This is a genomic window from Sphingobacterium sp. 1.A.5 (assembly GCF_002734235.1).
Taxonomy (GTDB): domain Bacteria; phylum Bacteroidota; class Bacteroidia; order Sphingobacteriales; family Sphingobacteriaceae; genus Sphingobacterium; species Sphingobacterium daejeonense.
The window spans coordinates 116972-139096 of sequence record NZ_PEBA01000004.1; the positions used below are offsets into that span (position 1 = coordinate 116972).

The following is a 22125-nucleotide window of genomic DNA, read 5'->3' on the forward strand; positions in this document are numbered from 1 at the left end:
ATGAAAAATTATTTGAATGCATTTTTAATAGGAATATTACTATTGGCTACATTTTCAAAATGTTCAAAGTCTAATATTGATCCTACTATTGACGGGGAAAGCGATTCTACAATACTTACTCCAGCTGCTCCAGAATTCCTGTTCGCTGGTCTACAATATACTGGGAAATATAGCAATAACCATTGGAGAGCTGTTGCTGTAATTAAAGATTCCATCATTCAACTCTCACCGAATATGACTTCTGATGCAATAGGTATCGTGAGTGTACAAAATGATGTGTATGTGGCTGGAAAACAGAAAAATGCCGCGAATGAAACATTTGTATCCTATTGGAAAAATGGTAAATTAAACCGTCTAAGTGAAGGCAAGCCAGGCAACCTTGCAACAGCAATACATACTGATGGGAAAAACGTCTATATCGCAGGAAAAGTCAGAGATGTTCAAGTGGAACCCACCATATATATGTGGACAAATGGAAAAAGGGAAAGGAAAGCATGTTGCTTGGCGATAACTGGAATATATGCAATCGACACTTACGATGGGAAAGTAGTTGCTGCAGGTAATTTTGCCAATTTAGCAACTATGTGGAAAGATGGATCTGCTATTGCTTTGGCTCCTCAAGGCTCAGGTGCTGAATATATAAAAGTAGTCAATAAAGAAGTGTATGTATTGGGCTGGGAAAACTCATCACAATCACCTAATGCTGTATCCGTGTGGAAAGACGATGTAGAAGTCTTTAAAAATCAAATTGGATTTAATATAATTAATGTGAAAGGCTTTATGGAAGGCAAAGACTATTATTATGCGGTTAACTACCTAGATGATAATTCTAAAAAACGTACAGCTATTTATAAAAACAAGCAACTCCTGTATAAATTAGGAGGCAATAATGAAGCAACAATTACTGGAATCAAGTTCCACAAAGGAAAAGTATATGTCGTTGGAAACCTGTTTTTAAGCAATGGTGGGGTACAAGCCATGTTTTGGGAAGATGGAAAAGCAAAAGCAGACTTCCTAAAGGGAAAACCAATATTTATCAATGATTTTTTTATAAAATAAATCGAATTAATATTCCCAACCTACAAATCTTTGACTTAATTTTCCATCCGTAAATACCCATACGACATAATTAAAACAACTGCCATCACCAACACCTTGGTATGCAAAATAATGATTGCCATTTTGATAGTATTCAAAACTATTCTGTGCAGATATTATCCCTAAAACATACTTTTGGGGGATTAGAATTTTTTGACCATTTAAGGTTGCAGTCGCTTTTATTATAGCAGTTTTTGGCAAACCACAATCTGCTAGGTAATAATGAAAACCATTTATGGTCTTAGGAGCATAGCTAGATTCTTCATGGAAAGTTAATGTGTAATCTTGTTTTCGAAAAGCTTTGATTTCAAAATCCATCGAGAATGCTCCAGAATTAGGCTTTTTCAATGCTGTTAAATCTTTCATCTGAGATTTATGAATAAATCCAGACTCCATTTCTAAATGTTCTGTTTCTTCCAAAATCGAAAATGGTCGTTCCTTATAAAATAATATCTTCTTCCAGTCTTCATGGTCAGACCCTTCATCAATTTGTTCCAATAATATGATTGTATTATCCTTTAGTTTGGCGATAATTTTAGATTTTGCACTAGCACTTATCCTAACATGAGTATAGCCCTCTTTACTACTGATTATATGTGGCTGAGCTTGGGAAATTGATGTACTTAAACATATAAAACCAAAGAAAATAAAAAGATAGATCTTCCTTAAAAACATAATAATTGATATTTAAATGAATGAAATCAATTGAGATACAAATTAATAAAACAGTTTTATCCTATAATTTATTCAGTATATACAAATCGTTTACATATTATATAATTAATTGCATTTAATATTGCTTCTGAGTTTTCACCTTATGACATAATTTGGGTAAATTAGAAAGATAAGATAGATATTTCATGGATCACAAACATATATTTAATAGTAATGGCGTTTGCGAAATTTGCAGTCAAACGGCAAAAGTTTATAAGAATGCAAATGCTGATGACCTTTTAAAATCCAATAAAATTATTAAACAAAGTGCTAATCATACCAAAGACAATGATCATCTGCATTCAGATGATGATGGACATGATCACGAGCACTCCCATGATGATGGACATGATCACGATCATTCTCATGATGTTGATGGAAATCTATTTATCCTGTTTAGACCTGCAATTATCAGTTTAGTATTATTGCTTTCAGCATTAGCTTTTGATCATTTTTTTAAATTCTCTTGGTTTACAGGTTGGCTTAGAATCATTTGGTATATCGCAGCATATTTACCTGTAGGTATTCCTGTTCTTAAAGATGCAATGATCAGTATAAAAAAAGGAAATTTCTTTTCAGAATTTTTCTTGATGGGATTAGCTACTTTAGGTGCTTTTGCAATTGGCGAATATCCAGAAGGTGTAGCGGTTATGCTTTTCTATGCAGTAGGTGAAGCCTTTCAAACGTTAGCTGTGTCTAGAGCAAAATCTAATATTAAAGCCCTCCTTGACCAACGACCAGATGAAGCTAATATTTTAGTAGATGGAAAAATTAAAGCTATTAAAGCAATAGATGCCAAAATTGGAGATATTCTTCAGCTCAAACCAGGTGAAAAGTTGGCATTAGACGGAAAGTTAATCTCTGACTCGGGTTCTTTTAATACCGCAGCATTAACTGGCGAAAGTAAACCTGACACTAAAAATAAAGGTGAAACTGTCCTGGCAGGAATGATTAATCTAAATACTGTAACACAAGTGGAGATAACTTCTGCTTATGAGGACAGTAAATTGAGTAAAATTCTGGAAATGGTTCAGAATGCTACTACACAAAAAGCTCCTACAGAATTATTTATATCAAAATTTGCAAAAATCTATACCCCAATTGTAGTCTTCCTCGCAATTGGTATCGCTTTTATTCCTGCTTTATTTGTTAATGATTATGTTTTTCAAGATTGGTTATACAGAGCCTTGATATTTTTAGTGGTATCATGCCCTTGTGCATTGGTGATTTCAATCCCATTGGGATATTTTGGAGGAATAGGGGCAGCCAGCAAACATGGAATTTTGGTGAAAGGTGGAAATTTCTTGGATAGCTTGGCCGCTGTAAAACACGTTGTAATGGATAAAACTGGAACAATGACAGAAGGAGTATTTAAAGTTGCTGAAGTAAATTTTGATCAACAGGCCGATCAGAAACAAATACTAAAGTATGTCAATGAAATTGAAAATAACAGCACCCATCCTGTAGCGACTGCCATACATGAATATGTAGGTGAAATACAAGAAAATATAACCATTCAAAATGTAGAAGAAATTGCTGGACATGGGTTGAGAGGTACAGTAGACCAAAAAGAATTATTAGTTGGAAACTATAAGCTAATGGACAAATACAAAATTTCATATCCTAAAGAACATAGAGGAATTGTATTTACTACGATAGCAGTAGCATTTGACGAGAAATATATAGGTTATATTAGTATTGCTGACAAAATCAAAGCGGGAGCGAAAGAAACTATAGAAGCATTGCATAAAGAAGGTGTTAATGTGACGATGTTAAGTGGTGACAAGTCTACAGTTGTCAACGAAGTGGCTAAAGAACTAAAGATAGATTCAGCATATGGTGACCTTTTGCCTGAAGACAAAGTTGAAAGATTGAAAGCAGTTAAAGCCAATGATCGTATAGTCGCATTCGTTGGAGATGGAGTTAATGACGCACCTGTTGTAGCAATAAGCGATGTAGGTATTGCTATGGGAGGTTTGGGCTCAGATGCTACAATAGAAACAGCAGATGTCGTAATTCAAGACGATAAACCTTTGAAAATACCTATGTCTATAATGATCGGGAAGAAGACTAAAAGGATTGTATGGCAGAATATTGGTCTTGCATTTGGCGTTAAGGCAATAGTATTGATCCTTGGTGCAGGTGGATTGGCAACCATGTGGGAAGCTGTCTTTGCAGATGTAGGAGTCGCATTGTTGGCCATATTAAACGCTGTAAGAATTCAGAAAACAGATTTTTATAAACTCCTTAATAAAAGATCCAATTAAGGAGTTTCCGAATTTAATCCACCCATATTGAACGTCGTGTGATTATGATCATGGTTATGAATATAGGGTTTATATTGATTGCTCATATTGAGTTCTATGCCTTCTGAATCTTTAAAAAGATAATTATTGGATATATAATCATATTTCATACTGAAAATAGGTTGGTTATCTACTAATATGGAATTAGTATACCCAAAATTCGTTTTTTCTGACCGCTTTGTATAACCGCTAGAATAGGTGGCGATCATTTTTGAAATACCAGAATTTTTTAACTCTACTGAATTGTTGGCATTATCGATCACGCTGAAACCTCGCTTGATACGGTTGATATCTAAAGAATATCCTTCACTATTTTTAATGCTTAACAACCTCCACATATCAAATGTCAAATCATAAATAACATCATGCTCATCTTTTATTGCAAATTCATAGACCCCTTTTCTAAATGAAGTTATAGTTCTACCATCTGGGTAATAAAAAGTGAAATTCCCTTTCCCATTGATTTCTAGTTCAGAAGTCAATCCATGAATATCTTTGAAAACCATAAAATTTGGCCAACCATTAACAATGGATAAGTAATTGCTTTTCGAATAACCGAAATATCCGTCATCGGACAATAACATCATATAGGCAATAATTTGGAATTCATCACTGAACATATCTTTAATAGGAAAACCCATGAGCCGCTGATCAACAATTCTTTCAAATATTAAATCGTTTTTACTTTGGATTGTAGAGTCTGTAACAGATAGACTGTCAAGTTGCGAATATCCGTAGTTTATAGAACCAATAGAAAAGGTTAGAAGCAGAACTAGAAATTTTAAATAAGTTGGCATAGTCATCCGATAAATTCTCAGTTAATAATAAAAGTGCATTTTCAGGTATGGACTAAAGAAAATGCGATAAGTTTAATCGAAAAGAAAATTAAGACATCGGAGTTGCCTGAATTAATTCCTTGGCATTCTTCTTCGATCCCCAGTTGAAAATATGCCTTACTGTTGAAGAATGATAAGGTAAAAATGCTATGATGAGAATGACCACAACATTAATTATGCATAAATACAAATATAGATCCCGTAATCCCAACAAGCTTGCTTGTTTCTGGAAACTCAAAATCAAATTCCTATCAGCACTTTGCTGACTATTCATAATTTCTACTAGCCTGGTCTGGTGGATAATTTGAAGCTTATTATACCAAAAGCCAATAAAACTGGACCAAAATACCGTTACTAAAAAGGTCCTGACCAAAAGAAATAATACTATACTGTGTAGAAACATTTTCCCATTTACATTCCCAGCCAAATAAACTGCAGTAGCAATAAATGAAATTATAATAGCCATCCCCCTCAAGATTATTGGAATTATGAGATCATTTAAAGGTGTATTGGAATTTATTAATCGATACAACATAAAATTGGATGCTAAATAGAGTAGGGCAGAAATTAAAAAGATCGTTTTGCACTTCTTAGTGTTTTTAAAGTAGACATAAACAAGAATACTTCCTATAAAGTATCCTATGATAACAAATGAATTTATCTCTGCCTGTTTGGTTGGATTGCCAGGCAACAAAACATTCATCAAATTACTCAATAGACTCGTGTTCGCGTAGAATATTCCTAACAAAAAAACGGTTAACAATGTTAGCAGCGTAGCTTTGTTACTAATGGCTGAGAAGCTTATAATCTTTCTTTTCTTCTTATAATTTCTATTAAAGAACAACATGAAAAATATAACCATCAAAACAATTGCAATAATTATGCTTTGACTAGTCAACCAATTATGCTGGACCCCATAACTTGCAACAAATGAAAAACATAATAGGCTAGAGGCCAATAAAATCGTACCCAACCAGTCATATTGAAATAAGGGTACCTTTTTGATATTCTCGGTCTTAAAACAGGTAATCACTAATAATAGGCAGAATAATAAAGTCAAGTTTTGAAAAAGATATCCTAATTCCCAATAATACTGGCTGGCGAGATATGCTGTTATCAAACCTCCAACAACAGGAAATATTAAATTCATCGGATAATATATCGCATACATTTGATACCTTTCTCCTGTTGGCATCAGATAAGGCATCAACTCTGTAATCATGGCCATAGTTACAATAATCTTTACACAGCCAAATACAAACATCAGCATTACTGTGACCAAGGGAACTTGATTAACTGACAGCGCATAATTTATTGCAAACAGGACTAGGATACAAAAGGTGATCAACCTCTTCTTTGGCATAAATAAGGTCAATCGAAAAATCAACGAAATCGAACATACCATACCAGTACAATAGGCATACATGGCCATCGATAGATCCGCAGAGTTTACAGATTGGTCAGGTACAACATATGAATAAATAGTACTGGGTATTCCGCTGCATATAGACAAAGCAACTGCAATGATAAGAAGAATCGTTAGCTTTAATTCTTTGGGAACCCAGATCCGAAATAAACCACTGTGCATTTAAATAGAATTTACAACCTCATTTAATCCAACCATCAATTTGTTCAAATCCTCAATATGGTTAGCAGAAGAAAATTCTATGCGCACAGGAATCCTTTGCTGCACTTTGACAAAATTTCCAGTGCTGTTGTCGACTGGTATATTCGAATATTTAGAACCTGTGGCTTCTGAGATCGCTTTTATTTCTCCTTCAAATACAACATCCGGAATAGCATCAACCTTCAAATGAACTTTCTTGCCTAAATTGATCTGTTTCATCTGACTCTCTGTATAATTGGCGGTCACCCATTTCGTCTGATCTCTAACGATATTAAATAATTGCTGCCCTGATTGAACCAATTGACCAACTTCCAAAGGAACACGCCCAAGAACTCCATCATATGGAGCTACTATTACCGTATATGATAAATTTAACTTCGCCAAATCCAATGCTGCAGTAGCACGCAAAATTGCAGCTTCATTAATTCGGGTCCTTTTGCTCGTTTCCTGCGTCGTCAGATGAGAGCTGATTTTTTGCGCAGTTAAAGCTTTGTATTTTGCCTTTAATGATTCATATTCCGTCTTGACTTGATCAAATTGATAAACAGCAATAGCGTCATGATCCATTAAATCCTTGAATCTTCTATAATTAATTTCTGCATTTTCAAGCCTGGTACGCAATTCCTCTATATTGGCATCTGCGATATCCTGGCTATTGCGTGCAATAGCGACTTCTGTCTGAACAACTGAATTGCCAGCTTTGGCATCGGCTAAATTGGCTAACGCATTCTCAACTTGAATCTTATATTCATCGTTTTCCAAAATAATTAATGTATCACCTTTGTGAACCATCTGATGCTCTTGAAAACGAACTTCCTTGATGTATCCGGTTATTTTTGTATTAATAGGATTAATATGCCCATCAATTTGTGCATCCTCCGTATAAACACTGTTGTTTAAATGCAAATAAGTCATTAAACCCCAACCTATAACACCTAAAATGATTAAAATAGATAATATATTTATGCTATAAATTTTAATCCTTCTTTGCATTTCTTTTTGGCTAATAACCTTTTGGTTTTTTGTTTCCATATATGAAGTATTAATATTAATTGTTAAAATAATAATAGTTCGATGTTGAACTAATGTGTCAAAAAAATACTATTATTCAATAGCATTTTTTATCAATCTTAATTGATTGCTTATTTCTGAAATATCCTTTATTTGTGAATTTTGAATTATCTTTTCATAAAGTTCTTTTTGAACAGGTTCCAAATGTTTTTGATATTCCCATCCTTTTTCTGTCAAGGTAATTTTATTGTTTCTTCGATCATTGAGATCCGGTATTCTTTGAACTAAATCTCGTTTACATAGATTGTCAATAAGAGGGGTGACGCTGGCTTTACTTTTCTGAACAGCTTCAGCAATATCCTGTTGATTCAATTCATGTTCCCGCCATAGAACGGCCAATACTTGTACCATCTCATAAGTTACATCTAAGTCCAAATCCTTCACTTTTTGAAAATAAAACTGCTTGATTGCTACCCTAAGGGATATAATATCTCGAATTAACTGCTGTACTACTACTTGCTCTTTTGCCATCTCTTAAAATTTTAACAAAGTTAAATATTTAACAGTTAAATATCAAACTAATTTGTGTGTAATAGAAAAGGCACCCATTAAGGGTGCCTTTAATTTTTTATATACAAACTAGTTTGCTGGACTTAATTCTATTTGACCTAAATCTTTAACTTCACCTGTAGTAACAGTTACATTTTCAATTGACTTTGGTTGAAAATCACCGGCAGCCGGAACAATATCAACTTTGTAAGTACCTTGTTCAATACCTGGGAAATAAAATTTACCAGTTGGACCAGCTAAAGTACCCAATGTATCTGTTCCTTGAATCGCAAATACATGAGCATTTGACGTTATTGGAGAAACAAATCCTGTTAATGCTCCAGAAACAGCTACAGGAATCGCACGAATAACTGGTTTCAACATATATTTACCATTACCTGTCGTATGGATAGATTTAGATGCATCAAAATCCAACGCCAAGGTATAGGCAATGTTTGGAATTAAATCATCCTGAACTTTGATTTTTACACCTGATGATTGTCCTGAAGGAGTAGTTAAGTCGTGAGTGACTCCATCTACCACGATTGTGTTATCATCATCCAATACCAATCTTACTTCTTGCAATCTTCCAGAAGGAACGTCATGTTCTGCTAAAAGGAAAAATTCACCTTCACGATAATGCAAAATATCAAATGGATCATGGTCCACATCAATTACTTGTTTTCCGCCTTCTGTGATAACCTCAATATGATCAATATCTAAAAAGATTTTGTCATAATAAGCTGGTGCATCTGTAATTTCAATCCTTACAGGAGTAGTACCATTGGTGGTGTTTGTGTTGTCTGTGCTACAGCTTGCCAAGCTTAAAGCAGCTGCTGCTAATGATAATCCTAGTAATGCTTTCATAGTAATTTCCGTTATTAGAAAAATCATTAAACAATTTATGTACCAGTTTAAACAATTATTGTTTTTTTAACATTTACTAAGTCAGGAAAATAGGCCTATCTAACTTCATAGCAATACGATAAGCAGCATTCATCAATCCTACATGGCTATATGCTTGCGGAAAATTACCCCATTGGCTACCATCATCTTCATGTACATCTTCTGAAAATAGTTGAAGATCATTGCCATATTCAAGCAATTGTTCAAAGGTTTCTTTAGCTTCATCCAGACGACCAACACAGGCCAACGCTTCAACATACCAGAATGCACAAACTAAAAACGTAGTCTTCGGCTTTCCAAAATCATCCCTATGTAGATAGCGATAAAATAGACCATTCTTGCCCTTCAATTCTTTCTCAACTGCCGCCAAATGTTTCATAGCCCTTTCAGAAATAGGATCTAAATAGTTCATAAGAATCAATTGTAAGGTACTGGCATCCAAATTTGTTCCCTCATCCGAATTTCTGTAAACTTCGTTTTCAGGGTCATAACATTTTTCAATATAAGCTGCTGCCTTATCCATTAAGGTTTTAGCTTGTTCCTCAATATCCTTATAGTTATTTTGTTGCGCAATCTTCAAAGCTGCAGATGCCCCAGCCCATTGGAATAGGTTTGAATAAGCATGATGATTAGCTATATTTCGAAACTCCCAAATTCCAGCATCTTTTTCATCAATGGTCATCTGAATTTTTTCCAAGATATATTTTAACCATGATTTGGCATCCTTTCTTTCATCTTGTGGAAAACGATAGTCTGTATACAAGGGGAGAAGCGCAATCATAGCCTGGCCATACACATCGTTTTGAATATGCTCGTATGCTTGGTTCCCGATTCGAACAGGTTTATTCCCGCGATAACCTTCCAAATAATCCAACTCTATCTCTGTCAACGCCTTCCGCCCTAAAATACCATACAAAGGTTGCAATCTTCCAGAATCTGATTGTGTTATGGAGGTAATGTAATTAGCAAATTCCTCCAATTCATCGAATTTACCAATATGGCTCAGCGCCGTAAGTACGTAATAACTGTCGCGAACCCAACAATATCGATAATCCCAATTCCGACCAGAGCCCGGTGATTCTGGTAAACTCGTAGTACTAGAAGCGATAATAGCCCCGGTATCTTCGTATTGATGTAACTTAAGGACTAACGCTGATCGAATAATATGGTCCTGATAATAATTAGGAATATTCGCCTTTTTCGTCCAACGCCTCCAGTAAATTTTGGTTTTGATCAAAAACTCTTCAGCCGTTTGCTGTAAGGAAGCTTCAAAGGTATTACCATATGAAAGAATCATATACTTCTTTTCCGTCAATAGAAAGTTGCCTTGTTCTTCATCAAAAAAATGACTGATCGGAATATTGGTAGTCAAACGCATGCTCTCTTTATCATGCTCAAATTTGATATGATTACTACCTCTAAATTTATTGAATTCATCTCGACCGTAATTGGCCCGAGGATGACAATTCACACGAATAGAAGGATTGCCATACATAGGTTCAACAATCCTAACTAGCATCAAAGGCTTAAAATAACGATCATATTGAACAAAGCGTGGAGCAAAGTCCGTAACCCTAAAACCTGAATGCTCTCCCTTTACTTCGGTTACTAATATATTGGTATTCTCTAAATAATATTGATGGGAAGTGATTTGTGTATCATTCAACTTGATGTTGAATTCACCTCCTTTGTTAACGTCCAATAAACATCCAAAAACAAAACTGTCCTCAAAGGTCGGCCAACAAAGCCAGTTTATATTCGTGCTCTTATGGACATGAGCGATAAAATTACAATTCCCAATTATTCCACTATTATATATATGTCTTTTATCCATAAATCTTCTTTATACTTTTTTACTTGCTTAATGAGTCCAATAATCGTAGGACTTCCTCATGATTTTCAACGTAATACTTCGCATGAGATTGTTTGTCACCAACTTTTATGGTGATACTTGTATCAGGTAATGAGATAAACATATCTTCATCGGTAGCATCATCACCAATACACAATATGAAATCAGGCTTTATCTGTTCAACAATGTTGATGGCTGCTTTGCCTTTATTAATTAGTTTACTCTTTATTTCAATCACACGGTCGCCATTGATAATCTGCAAATCCAAAACCTGATTTAAATGCCTTAATTCTTGAAGTAATTCTTGAGCCTGCCTAATACCGAAAGCCTTTTCAACCTTTCGATAGTGCCATGCTAAGGAATAAGACTTCTCTTCAATAGAGGATCCAGGAGTTCTATCTGTAAATCTTTGAAGGATTTCATGAATATCTGCCTTCCAAGAATTGCTCAACCCAGGAACCAAATGCCATTCCTTATTCGGAAAATTACTCCAAATTCCATGTTCGGCAATCAAGTAATAAGGTCTTTCTGAAAACCATTTGTCCAAATTGCTGTATTTTCTACCTGAAATAATGGAAATATGGTTTTTTGGATCCTTGCTTAACTGATCCAATACATCGTAAACCTGTTGAGTAGGAGTAGCCTTATCTGCATTCTTATTGAAACCAACCAAAGTACCGTCATAGTCCAAAAGAATTAACCTATTGCTGCTTTTTGCATAGGATGATTTGATCTCCGCTTCAACCATTTCACGAACTTTGCGCGCCAATTCATCTCTCTGTGTATTTTTGACCTCAGAAAGCCTTTGCATAAATAAATTAACCCAATGATGAACCGTAAATTTGGAAACGATCTCTTGACTAGATTTTAACCGTTCATCTTGTTCCTCTACAGGCATCGTAATCGCCTCATAAAGTGTTCTACTTGTCCTCTGAACGGCGTATGGATTGATGACCAAAGCATCTGAAAGTTCCTTGGAAGCTCCAGCAAACTCACTGATTACCAAAACTCCAGTGGAATCTTGCTTGCTCGCTATAAATTCCTTGGAAACCAAATTCATACCATCGTATAATGAGGTAATCCAACAAACATCTGCAGCGGAATACAAAGCCGACAAAACATCAAACGGAAGGGAATCATAAAAATAAGCAATAGGTTGCCAGCCCGGTTTCCCATGAACAGCATTGATGTTACCAACTTTACGATCAATCTCATTCCTCAATTTCTTATATTGGCCAACCTGATCGCGAGAAGGGACAATCAGCATATATAAAACAATCTTCCCAATGAGTTCTGGATGGTTGTTCAACATGATTTCAAATGAAGTCAATCGCTGTAAAATACCTTTACTGTAATCTAAACGGTCAACAGACAAAATTATCTTTTGATTCTTATATAAGCTTTTTAGATGAGTAGCATAATTTCGAGTCTCCGGAGTAATTGCTTGGTTTTTGTATTTTTCATAGTCAATCCCCATTGGAAATACATCCACCAAAACTTTACGACCATTAATCTTTAATTGATTGATATTCGTGGGTAAATTCAAAATCCCAGAACTTGAATCTAAAAAATTATCGACATTTTCATAAGTATGAAAACCGATGAGATCAGAACCCATTAAACCCATCAATAATTCTTCACGCCATGGAAGCATCTTGAAAAGTTCAATAGGAGGAAAGGGGATATGATGAAAATAACCAATGCTGCATGACTCCTTTTGTTCTCGGATATAATTTGGAACAAGCATCAATTGATAATCATGAACCCAAACGTTGGTATTTTCTTCTATAAAAGGAAGGGCAGCTTCTGCAAATTTTCGGTTCGCCTCTGTGTAGCTAAGCCAATAGTCTTGTTTTAATTCAACATAACTTGGGCGGTAATGACACAAAGGCCATAAAATAGCATTTGAAAAACCCTCATAATAACCTTTGATTTCTGCTTCAGTTAGAAAAACTGGAATGAGATTCAGCTTCTTTAATTCTTCTCTGATTAATTTCTCTTCAGATTCGTTCTTGGGGATAATCCCAGGCCATCCAATCCACCAAGATCCATTTTCCTTATAAAAGGATCCTAATCCTGTCGCCAAGCCCCCTTCACTGGCAGTAAATTTAAGCTTTGACTTTTTTCTCTCAATTTTGACGGGTAGGCGATTCGAAATGATTAGAGTACCTGTTGCGGGTATGTCTAGATTTTGTAGCATATGTTCCTTAAATACAATCGAATCTCGAAATTGTTTTATAAATATGTTACAACATCAAATTAACATAGTAACCCAATTGTAATTTTATTATTTAGAACCATTAACTATAATAGGTAATTCAACGACTTAAATTAAAATTAATGAAGTGTAATGTTTAAAATTAAATTGTTATGAAATGTCAACTTTTTTATAATCAGGATTTTATTAATTATTAGATTATCCTTAAATTTAATAGGATATTAGGAGGTAATATGAATAATATTGCTTTTAATTAGAAAAAGCTAATTATTTTCAGTTTCCAATTGGTAAAAATATCCTCGTATTATGTTATTATTTTACTGAATAGCAAGTGAAACTTAACATAAGTATCGAACCAAAACATTAACTATTGTACTAAGGTATTTTTTAAAGTAATTGTTTAAAAATTGTGATTTTAGGTCTATAGAAGCTGAATTGAATATTTAAATATATTTGTTCCAACAAATGCAGCTAACCTATAGAATCTCCTCAATGCGTTATCCTGTATTGCAATTATTAACAGTTCCTTGCTTTTAAAAGGACCTATTATTATTAATCATTCTGAGAAAATCTTAGCAGTTATCTCAGTTATTAGAAATGAAAAAGAACATATTTGAGATTTTATTGACCATTTTCGGCATTGGTCTATTGATTCAAATTTTATTGATGATGAAAAGGTATGATTTCCCAATCGCATTAATATTTGGACCAATTCTCTTTTTTGCATTTCTCAACCAACTAAACAAAAAATTACCAATTATTTATTATTTCCTTCATTTTATCCCTTTTATAATCGTTTCAATTTTATTTTACACGATAGGTGAAAATCAGGTCATCCTTTTTAGGCATATATATTTTATAACCACACTCAGTTCATTATTCATTTATCCAGCATTGGTTATATTTTCCAAAAAAAGAGATTCTTCCTTTATAAATGAAAAAAATCTGATTTTACTAGAAATTCTTGCCATACTTGGCTTGGCAGTATTTTTCTTCTTGAATATTATATACATTAACCATATCTCAAATAATTTTACAAATGTATATGAGCAACTAGTAATCATTTCATTAATGGTAATTAATGTTGGTATACTAACCTGGTTTCTTATATCAAATAGATTTTCTCCAAATGTATTTAATGAAAATAACTCTAAAAAAACAATCGAGACAGCATATATTTCTGAAGAAGAAATACAATTGATCAAAAGCAATATTAATCAGATTATGGAAACTGAAAAACTATACCTAGACGCACATTTTTCATTAGAAAAGCTAGCGAAGATTTCAGGACATTCAAAAGTCAAAATATCCTACTATATAAAAGATCAACTTAATGTCGAATTTGAAGATTGGTTAGCAACATTTAGAGTAAATCACGCTGTTGATTTAATCCATAAAAATGATGGAAATTTAAAACTAGAATATTTGGCCAATTTAAGTGGTTTTGACTCTAGAACTGCTTTCAATAAATATTTTAAGCATTATGTAGGAGAGTCACCATCTAACTATAGAAACAAATTAACTAAGTAAATCTATGTTGGTTTATTTTATTTATTCAGCAATTATTGTCCTTTGCCTTTTGAGTTATCAACTATATCTCAATCTGCCTAAAAAAGGTGCATTTGAAAAAGTAATGTCTTACCTTATTCTCGTCATCCTTTTTCATATCATATTCGCTGCAATGTTTAGGGATATTATACCTGGATATAGATACGTAGATATTGGAGCACCATTTGGTCTCCTCTATGGACCATTTTTATACATCGGTTATCTAGCTTTTAAAAAAAAGGATATTTCAAACAAAACAATTATTATACACGCCATACCTTTTTTAATCCTTACAATCGTATATATTATTTTCCTGAGTAATGAAAAGTTGAGATTTCAATATGGTAAATTATACTACATCATTTTATATAGTTTATTTGGATTGTCATGGATGTTATACCCAGCCTCTATCTTGATAAAAGGTAAAATATCTGATTTTAAACAACTTGATATTAAAAGGCTGTATTATTACTTTATGGTTTTATTGTTGGTATTGGCAGCATTTATTATCCCTACAATTATGTCAACATTGATAAATAAATTTGATGTCAGTAAACCTCTTTCAGGTTTGACAGTATATATTATTATGATGCTTGGGATTAGTATGGTCTACAATTTCTTACTCAAACAATTGATAAATCAAACAAAAAACAACAATTCAATTCCAATTGCAAAACCTATTAATACAGCGCCATCAACAATTTATTCAGTCAAATTATCCCCAGATTTAAAGCATGAATCTCTAAAAGGTAAAATATTATTATATCTAGAGGATAAAAAATACCTGGATCCAGAGTTCAATTTGAATACAATGGCAAAAGATTTAAAACTATCTAGGTCTGTGATATCTCAATTTTTTAAGGAAAATTTCAACCAAAATGTTTTAAAAACAATTAATGCATTGCGCATAGAAGAGGTATGTCAAGAATTGAATAAACCAGATTTTGACATGAATATCGACGAATTAGCATACCGGTGTGGATTTAGTTCAAGAGCTTCCTTTTACAGAAACTTTAGTATAGAAAAAAACTGTACACCAATTGAATATCGAGAGATGTGTCTCCAAAATTAATTTAAAATGTTAAGATATATCTTATGCTTTTGTTTATTGCTGTCCGTTGGATTTCACGGATTTGCCCAGAATAGTAACGCTGATAAGCGCTTTAATGATGTAATGCTGGACTTAGTCGCATCAAATTCTGTCGAAGCTTTCCGTGTGGCAGATTCATTGATGCAGAATGCTAAAACTGATCTCGACAAAATAAAAGCAAACCTCGTCATATCATTTGTTCATCAAAGCGTAGGAACATATTCTTTAGCCGTAAATTATGCCCAAAGAGCAGATAAATTATCCAACCTCCTAGGTTTACTAGATTATGAAACAAGTAGTGCAATATTATTAGCATCAATATATAGGGAAATAGGAGTTTTTGAAGAATCATCAAATTATATCAAAAGAGCAAAATCAAATATTAAAGGAATAAATGACAGTAGCGCATATTACTTGTTGGAAATACAAATTATTCAGGAGGAAGCCAAACTTTTAATATCTTCTAAAAGATATTCTGATGCCATTGACCTAATTAATGCCGCCATAATGAAAAAAGGTTATATCGATGTAAATCATAAGGCATCCATATTGTTGAGATCAAAAAACCATCTGATTCTTGCAGACTGTTATAATCAATTAGGTAACCCTTCTGAAAGTATACCCTATTTAAAAAGAGTCCTTGATGATGTAGCAGGAATGGAAACATTATTAAGACCTTATGCTTATCAAATGTTAACTGAAGCATATTTTAACCTTGGACAGTTGGACTCAGCAAAATTATTCTTTGATCTTGAATTGCCTTACATTGAAAGTTCAAACAATATGGAATTGAAAAGTAGATTCTATTTTCAAAGTGCTAAATATTATGGAAAAATCGGAGACCATAAATTGTCCCTTACATATTTTGACCAATATTCTAAATTAATAGAACAAAACCACAATACTGCCCAAATTATTGGCAATGGGTTGCTGAAAAGCAACATTGAGGAAATTGTACTACTAAGAAGAAATAACCTAATCCTGATATGGACACTTATTATTGGATTAAGTTTATTCATTCTTTATTATTTCATCAAAATCCATCCTAAAAATGAAATATCCGAAAGTCAAACTCAATACATCCAAAACAATGACCATGAATCTCTAAATCCTAATCATAAAAGCTTAGAAAAAGAAAATACCATTGTAAATTTGGATTCTCAGATTTCTTTGGAAACAGAAACTCGACTTGTAAAAAAACTGAATGATCTTGAAGATGAAAAATTCTTCCTCGATAAATCTATAACCTTGGGTACTCTCACAAACAAAATCAATTCAAATCAAAAATATGTATCCTACATTATTAGAAAGTATAAAAATCAGCACTTCAATGATTATATATTGAATTTGAGAATTCAATATATCGTACAGCAATTAGAATCAAATAAAATAATGCTGGACTATAAATTGTCTTATTTAGCAGATATGTCAGGGTTTACTTCCCATAGTAAATTCACGATAGCCTTTAAAAACGTTATGAATATTACTCCCTCACAGTTTATTGAACAACTAAAGGCTAACAAAGAATAATTACAACCCGAAAATTATAGGATAATTACATTAATCTTTAGGTTAATTTTTTCTAAATAGTCTTTTTTAGGGGGTGGACATTCCTTCATATCAATAACCACCTAGCTATTGATTTGCGGTATATACTCCTTTATCTCTCTATTTTAGGGAGTACTTATCTTGAAAAATGGTAAAAAACAAAAATATTTGCGGGATACTCAATGTTTGACCTCGGATTTTTTTGAAAATTTATAGCTAAATCGTTACTATTTTGATAAGTTTTTAGGGGTTCTGTTAAATTTTACCAATGTCCACCACCCAAAAACTCCCAAATATCACTGGAAATATACTCACAAATTTCAAATTCTCGAAAATCGTAAATTAAATGAAGCTACTTGAGTAGTAATGTTTATCCTATTGTATATCAGATAGTTAAACCTTTTTAAGACATGTCTTAAAATTGATTTTAAATAGCAGTACAGCGAAATGAGACATACTTTTTTGCAGCCGAGACGTAATTTTGAGTAAACGATTTCGAAGGATTAACTGGAATTTAAACCTTCACGAAATCTAGGTGAATGAAACCAACTAACTATTAATATTAAAATATTTAAAATTATGTATCTAAGTTATTATCTTATATTTTACCTGTTCCTTATACAGGCTAAATTCTGGGACTTACCCTGGGTCATTAGACTATCCTTAGTTATCTTCACATCTTTAATCGTATTGTTTTTAATTAACTACATTAAAAACTATTTCGACAACAAAAAATTTGTCAACAAAAAAGCTGCTATTGATACATTAAGAATGAAATTGGAATATTCCATTCAGAATGTACTCCCAAAAAACAATTATAATTCGGAGAAAAATTTAGATGATCTTAAATTTTCTTATAAAAAACAATTTCAACATCTATATATTCAAAATTCAATCCCGAATTCTAAACCTGATAATAAAATAATCGCTGAAAATTTAAATAACCATGAACCTTTCAAGTTCTTGGATGAAAGCTTCAATAATGAGTTTACTGTACTTGACGGCATCTTAGTTCACCAATTTTTGTTGGCTAAAGCTCAAACTGGCCATTTGCCTATGTTGAGCCGTTGGGTTAGAAAAGGCCAAAATAATGAGTTCCGAAAGTTCATGATCAATGAAATTGCATTTTTTAATCAAAAAGGATGTGCCTCAATATTGGCCAGTCTATTAGCCTCCGAAACTGATTGTGAAATTAAAATTGCATTGATCAATTCACTCACTAAACTCAACTATAAACAAAGTGAAGCACAAATCATAGCGTGTTATAAATGCGCAGATATCAAATTGAGAAATGTAATCATAAATGCAGTAATCCTATTCAAATCTAAATATGGATTAAAATTCTTGAATGATCTCTTTTTCGATTCGCAAGATCAAAACTTCAAGGACAGCTTAATCTTAGCAATGAAAATTATGAGAGATGATATAAGTAATGAAAACAATAAAATAAACCCTAACACGGACTCTAGTTCGATAAATAGTATAGCCCAATATAATTACCAAATAATCTAAATTTTAAAAGAACCGTAATAAATAAAAAAATAAATTAACACTATCTAATCTATTATGTTTAACAATCTTACAACAATTAAAAAGGAGTACATGAATGCAGACACAGAAAACAAAATTCTCGCTGCATTGGCTCAATGGGAAGCTAAAGAAGCTTATTTGAATCCGGCATGTTCTATAACGTCTGCATCAAAAGAAATTGGCTGTAATTCCAAATACCTTTCTTTTGTCGTAAACAAAAACAAAAAAATTGATTTCCCTAACTATGTAAACAATCTAAGGCTCAATTTTTTGAACAATTACTTGCGCACAGTAGAGGAAGCGAGGAACTTTAAACTAACCTATTTGGCTGCCTTATCTGGTTTCTCTTCCTATGGAAAATTCGCAAAAAGCATTAAAGATAGAACTGGGTTTAATCCAACCCAATTTATCGTTTTCTTCGATGAAAAAATTGCTTAATTGCTTCTATAATCCTAAAGTCCAAAAGGGCTTTAGGATTAATTCTTATGATCTAGTGAATAGAACCCTGAAGAAATAATCCTTTAACGGTTTTTATGGTAACTAATAACTGACCATAATGACGCTGACCATGCTCCGCAGCATGAAATAATAATCCAATCTGAGTAGTTGGTATTTTCTTCCTCCCCAAAAATCGCTCATCAGCCAACGTATTAGGATCAATGCTCTTTAAATATCTCACAGTTTGCTCGATTACCTCATGCAACCGATTCTTTAAAACCTCATTGTTTATTTCCAGATTTTGAAGGCCTTCTAATTTAATTTCTTGTAATTCTTCATCTGTAAGTGATTCTCCTTTAGAATAGATGACCATTCTTTTGATAACGCCAGTGATATGTTGTACATGAAAAGCAATATTGGCCATCTCAAAAGGTCGGATCCAAATATAAGGCTCAATTTCGTCTGTTAATTGCTTTTGGATATCCTCGTCGATTTGAAGCAATGCGTGCGCCACAGGCTGTAATAATGGGCTGATACCCGAAATAGGTCCGCGCATCCATACTTCCAATTGATCTTTATCTTGCTTGCCCATATATATTATCCTTGAGTAACCGATTTATCACCAAAAGTAACCATCACCATTCCAATGATAATTATCAAAGAACCTAAAATCTGCATCCAACTTAAGGGTTGTTTAAACCATAATGCCATAGCTAATTGAACAGTTAAAAACGTACCGCCTGAACATAATGCAATAACAATTGGCTGTGGGACAGTTCTAAATAATTGAACCAAAAACCAAGAAGCAGATAATAAAATTATATTCCCAGCAATTAAGGCTGCCCATTGGTATTTAGGCTGGATACCTCCATACTTGAAAATAATACTGGAACTTATCTGACAAACCCAAAATGCAACAAAAAAAAGAATCTTCATAAGGCAAAATTAACCTTATGAAGATAGAATTTATTTAATAAAATTAAAAGTTATGCTTATTGGGAATATCTCACTTAATTTTAATGATGGTATAATCGGACGAAGAAAAATCAATATCATGATCCTTATCCCTCAAAACCGTTTGGATAGTAATAGTTTTTTCTAAAGGATAATCCTTTAAAAATGATAAAATTCCCTGTTTGTTTTTGGAATGATACGAGCCGTTCAAATGAAGAAATATTTCATCAGCATTCTTGTTCTTTAAAATAAAATGAGACATCGTTGCATCCTTGAGACCTTGTGAATAGATCATGTTGGTATTGCTATGGTCTGGCATCATCATTAACATTTCTTGATAGATCTGAATAGTAGTGTCAATCTGAATCGGTAGTTTCGGGAAAAATTGCTTTGCATAATCTGAAAGACTATCCAATATACTTAGACCTTGGTGATAAACAGCATTCGCATAACGCCTTGGAACATTGGTACCAATCAACATTATTTGGTTCTCCTTGGCATATTCTAAAATCGGTTTATAATCTGACTTATAGTTTGACCAAATCCTAGATTCTGTTTCAAAACTCTTTTGATTTATTTTACCTGAAAAATATTCATCAATAATGGGCTGTACATCAGCTTCAAACATTTCCATACCAATCACCACTAGACCTTTATATTTTTCATGAAGTCCCTTGAATAGCTCCAACTCAGCTTGATGGGCAAAAGATTGATCATGGATTTCTCCAAAAAATATTAATGGCTTTTCATCTGCTTCTGTTATTATTTGGGCTAGGCTTACTTCAGTGCCTTCTCGATCAAAAACTTGATACTGGTCTTGTGCATTTACAAAACCAAAACATAGGAAGACCATTAAATTGATGAAGAAATATTTCATATTTGATTTTCTATTGTTTTAACTATTTTACGCCAATCTTCACTCTCAGGAATGCTTGGTTTCCTTTTTCCAAAAAACTGAATGATTAGATTTCCTTCCCTGTCAAATGCTTCAATACTATGGACCAAACCCAAATTTGTTGGTTTCTTAACGATCCACAAACTATCTATTTCGGTATCATTTAAATGAAGATTGAACTTGTCATCAAGAATGTTAATCCATGGCCCGGTTCTTACAATCTTTTCTGCTTTTCCTGTATGGATCTGTAAACAACTTTTGTTGCCCGCAAAAACCATAAATTCAATCCCACTTGAAGATACCAAATTCAATAAACTTTCAGCCTGTCCAACAGGAATATTGTAGGTAAATCCTTTCGGAGCCAGTCGCATAGACTGTAGTCTGCTAACCTCGTATTTTTTCAAAATGCCAAAGAAATCGTGCGTGTCCTGCAAACTTTTCCATTCATTTTGGAAACCATTCACATCAATATCCTCATCAAGCTTTTCAATGCTGGCCTGAAATGGCTTAACTTCTATTTGTATAGTAGGAGGGTCATTCAAAGTATATTTAGCTAATAATCTTTCAAATGCTTCCGCATTACTGTTTTCCGTTAAGTAAATCTTATGAATCGCTTCACCGAATCGATCAAAGAATTGAATGCTTTTCCTGTTGTTCTCATTCACTGCAAAAACATACGTCCAAGCAGTCATAAATAATCTCAAGTCAATATCTGGGTTAGTGACCAAACCAATTTGCCCATGAAAACTGGCCTTTGTATAAATTCCTTTCCTTTCATGAACAGCATAATTGTTTCTGGTCAAGGCCATAACTTCCCCCAACTCCGGTATATCATTTAAGATACTGCTAAACTCAGGTAACAATAATATATTGTCAGAACCAATGCTTACTAATTCTGCCTCTGAAACACCCAATTGCTTTGCAGCCTCACGAATTCTACTGCTTGGGTTCTGTAACTTATAACTTTCAAATCTCTCTTTCAATGCTGTTTGATTCTCCATTTTT

At 33.3% G+C, this 22125-nt stretch carries 19 protein-coding genes; 7 read left to right on the forward strand and 12 right to left on the reverse strand.

All coding sequences use genetic code 11. The features are described from left to right. Window positions 1-1059 (forward strand): hypothetical protein, encoded by a 1059-nt coding sequence (locus CRT24_RS03895; protein ID WP_099369929.1) that lies wholly within the window; start codon window positions 1-3, stop codon window positions 1057-1059. A 6-nt stretch (window positions 1060-1065) separates the two neighbouring features. Here the strand turns inward: CRT24_RS03895 and CRT24_RS03900 are convergent, their stop codons facing one another. Beyond that, complete coding sequence (locus CRT24_RS03900) at window positions 1066-1773, reverse strand: hypothetical protein (RefSeq protein WP_099369930.1); 708 nt, start codon at window positions 1771-1773, stop codon at window positions 1066-1068. 185 nt (window positions 1774-1958) lie between these two features. Here CRT24_RS03900 and CRT24_RS03905 point away from each other — a divergent pair, with 185 nt between their 5' ends. Beyond that, window positions 1959-4079: a heavy metal translocating P-type ATPase gene (locus CRT24_RS03905; protein WP_099369931.1), complete on the forward strand. Its 2121-nt coding sequence runs from the start codon at window positions 1959-1961 to the stop codon at window positions 4077-4079. Here CRT24_RS03905 and CRT24_RS03910 read toward each other — a convergent pair. The 7 genes from CRT24_RS03910 to CRT24_RS03940 form a co-directional block, all read right to left on the reverse strand. After that, window positions 4076-4915 (reverse strand): hypothetical protein, encoded by an 840-nt coding sequence (locus tag CRT24_RS03910; protein WP_099369932.1) that lies wholly within the window; start codon window positions 4913-4915, stop codon window positions 4076-4078. The genes CRT24_RS03905 and CRT24_RS03910 overlap by 4 nt on opposite strands. An 88-nt stretch (window positions 4916-5003) precedes the next feature. After that, the gene (locus CRT24_RS03915; protein WP_099369933.1) at window positions 5004-6542 is read right to left on the reverse strand and encodes a hypothetical protein; all 1539 of its coding nucleotides are present in this window, start codon (window positions 6540-6542) and stop codon (window positions 5004-5006) included. After that, entirely contained in the window at window positions 6543-7613 is a 1071-nt protein-coding gene (locus CRT24_RS03920; RefSeq protein WP_099369934.1) for an HlyD family secretion protein, read from the reverse strand. Window positions 7614-7685: 72 nt separating this feature from the next. Further along, window positions 7686-8123 (reverse strand): MarR family winged helix-turn-helix transcriptional regulator, encoded by a 438-nt coding sequence (locus CRT24_RS03925; RefSeq protein WP_099369935.1) that lies wholly within the window; start codon window positions 8121-8123, stop codon window positions 7686-7688. Window positions 8124-8231: 108 nt separating this feature from the next. Further along, window positions 8232-9008 carry a DUF4382 domain-containing protein gene (locus CRT24_RS03930; RefSeq protein WP_180269058.1) on the reverse strand — a complete coding sequence of 259 codons (777 nt, stop codon included), beginning with the start codon at window positions 9006-9008 and terminating at the stop codon, window positions 8232-8234. Between the two features lie 76 nt (window positions 9009-9084). Beyond that, window positions 9085-10881 carry a glycoside hydrolase family 15 protein gene (locus tag CRT24_RS03935; protein ID WP_099369937.1) on the reverse strand — a complete coding sequence of 599 codons (1797 nt, stop codon included), beginning with the start codon at window positions 10879-10881 and terminating at the stop codon, window positions 9085-9087. Between the two features lie 19 nt (window positions 10882-10900). Then, complete coding sequence (locus CRT24_RS03940) at window positions 10901-13099, reverse strand: bifunctional alpha,alpha-trehalose-phosphate synthase (UDP-forming)/trehalose-phosphatase (protein WP_099369938.1); 2199 nt, start codon at window positions 13097-13099, stop codon at window positions 10901-10903. Between the two features lie 615 nt (window positions 13100-13714). On the opposite strand from CRT24_RS03940, the gene CRT24_RS03945 reads away from it, so the two are divergent. The 5 genes from CRT24_RS03945 (at window position 13715) to CRT24_RS03965 (ending at window position 19271) form a co-directional block, all read left to right on the forward strand. Beyond that, entirely contained in the window at window positions 13715-14647 is a 933-nt protein-coding gene (locus CRT24_RS03945) for an AraC family transcriptional regulator (protein WP_099369939.1), read from the forward strand. A gap of 49 nt (window positions 14648-14696) precedes the next feature. Continuing rightward, window positions 14697-15737 carry a helix-turn-helix domain-containing protein gene (locus CRT24_RS03950; protein WP_180269059.1) on the forward strand — a complete coding sequence of 347 codons (1041 nt, stop codon included), beginning with the start codon at window positions 14697-14699 and terminating at the stop codon, window positions 15735-15737. Between the two features lie 6 nt (window positions 15738-15743). Continuing rightward, the gene (locus CRT24_RS03955; RefSeq protein WP_099369941.1) at window positions 15744-17285 is read left to right on the forward strand and encodes a helix-turn-helix domain-containing protein; all 1542 of its coding nucleotides are present in this window, start codon (window positions 15744-15746) and stop codon (window positions 17283-17285) included. A gap of 789 nt (window positions 17286-18074) precedes the next feature. Next, on the forward strand, window positions 18075-18815 hold the full coding sequence (locus CRT24_RS03960) for a hypothetical protein (protein WP_180269060.1): 741 nt from the start codon (window positions 18075-18077) through the stop codon (window positions 18813-18815). Between the two features lie 90 nt (window positions 18816-18905). Continuing rightward, entirely contained in the window at window positions 18906-19271 is a 366-nt protein-coding gene (locus CRT24_RS03965) for a hypothetical protein (RefSeq protein ID WP_099369943.1), read from the forward strand. A gap of 52 nt (window positions 19272-19323) precedes the next feature. Here CRT24_RS03965 and CRT24_RS03970 read toward each other — a convergent pair whose 3' ends face one another. From CRT24_RS03970 to CRT24_RS03985, 4 genes are all read right to left on the reverse strand, one after another. Then, a complete protein-coding gene (locus tag CRT24_RS03970) occupies window positions 19324-19863 on the reverse strand; it encodes a DinB family protein (RefSeq protein ID WP_099369944.1) in 540 nt (179 codons plus the stop codon). Window positions 19864-19868: 5 nt separating this feature from the next. Continuing rightward, a complete protein-coding gene (locus tag CRT24_RS03975) occupies window positions 19869-20207 on the reverse strand; it encodes a hypothetical protein (protein ID WP_099369945.1) in 339 nt (112 codons plus the stop codon). 70 nt (window positions 20208-20277) lie between these two features. Next, window positions 20278-21102 carry a ChaN family lipoprotein gene (locus tag CRT24_RS03980; RefSeq protein ID WP_099369946.1) on the reverse strand — a complete coding sequence of 275 codons (825 nt, stop codon included), beginning with the start codon at window positions 21100-21102 and terminating at the stop codon, window positions 20278-20280. Next, window positions 21099-22121, reverse strand: a complete 1023-nt coding sequence (locus CRT24_RS03985) for a hemin-degrading factor (protein ID WP_099369947.1) — start codon at window positions 22119-22121, stop codon at window positions 21099-21101. Before CRT24_RS03985 ends, CRT24_RS03980 begins: the two co-directional genes overlap by 4 nt. Between the last annotated feature and the right edge of the window lie 4 nt (window positions 22122-22125).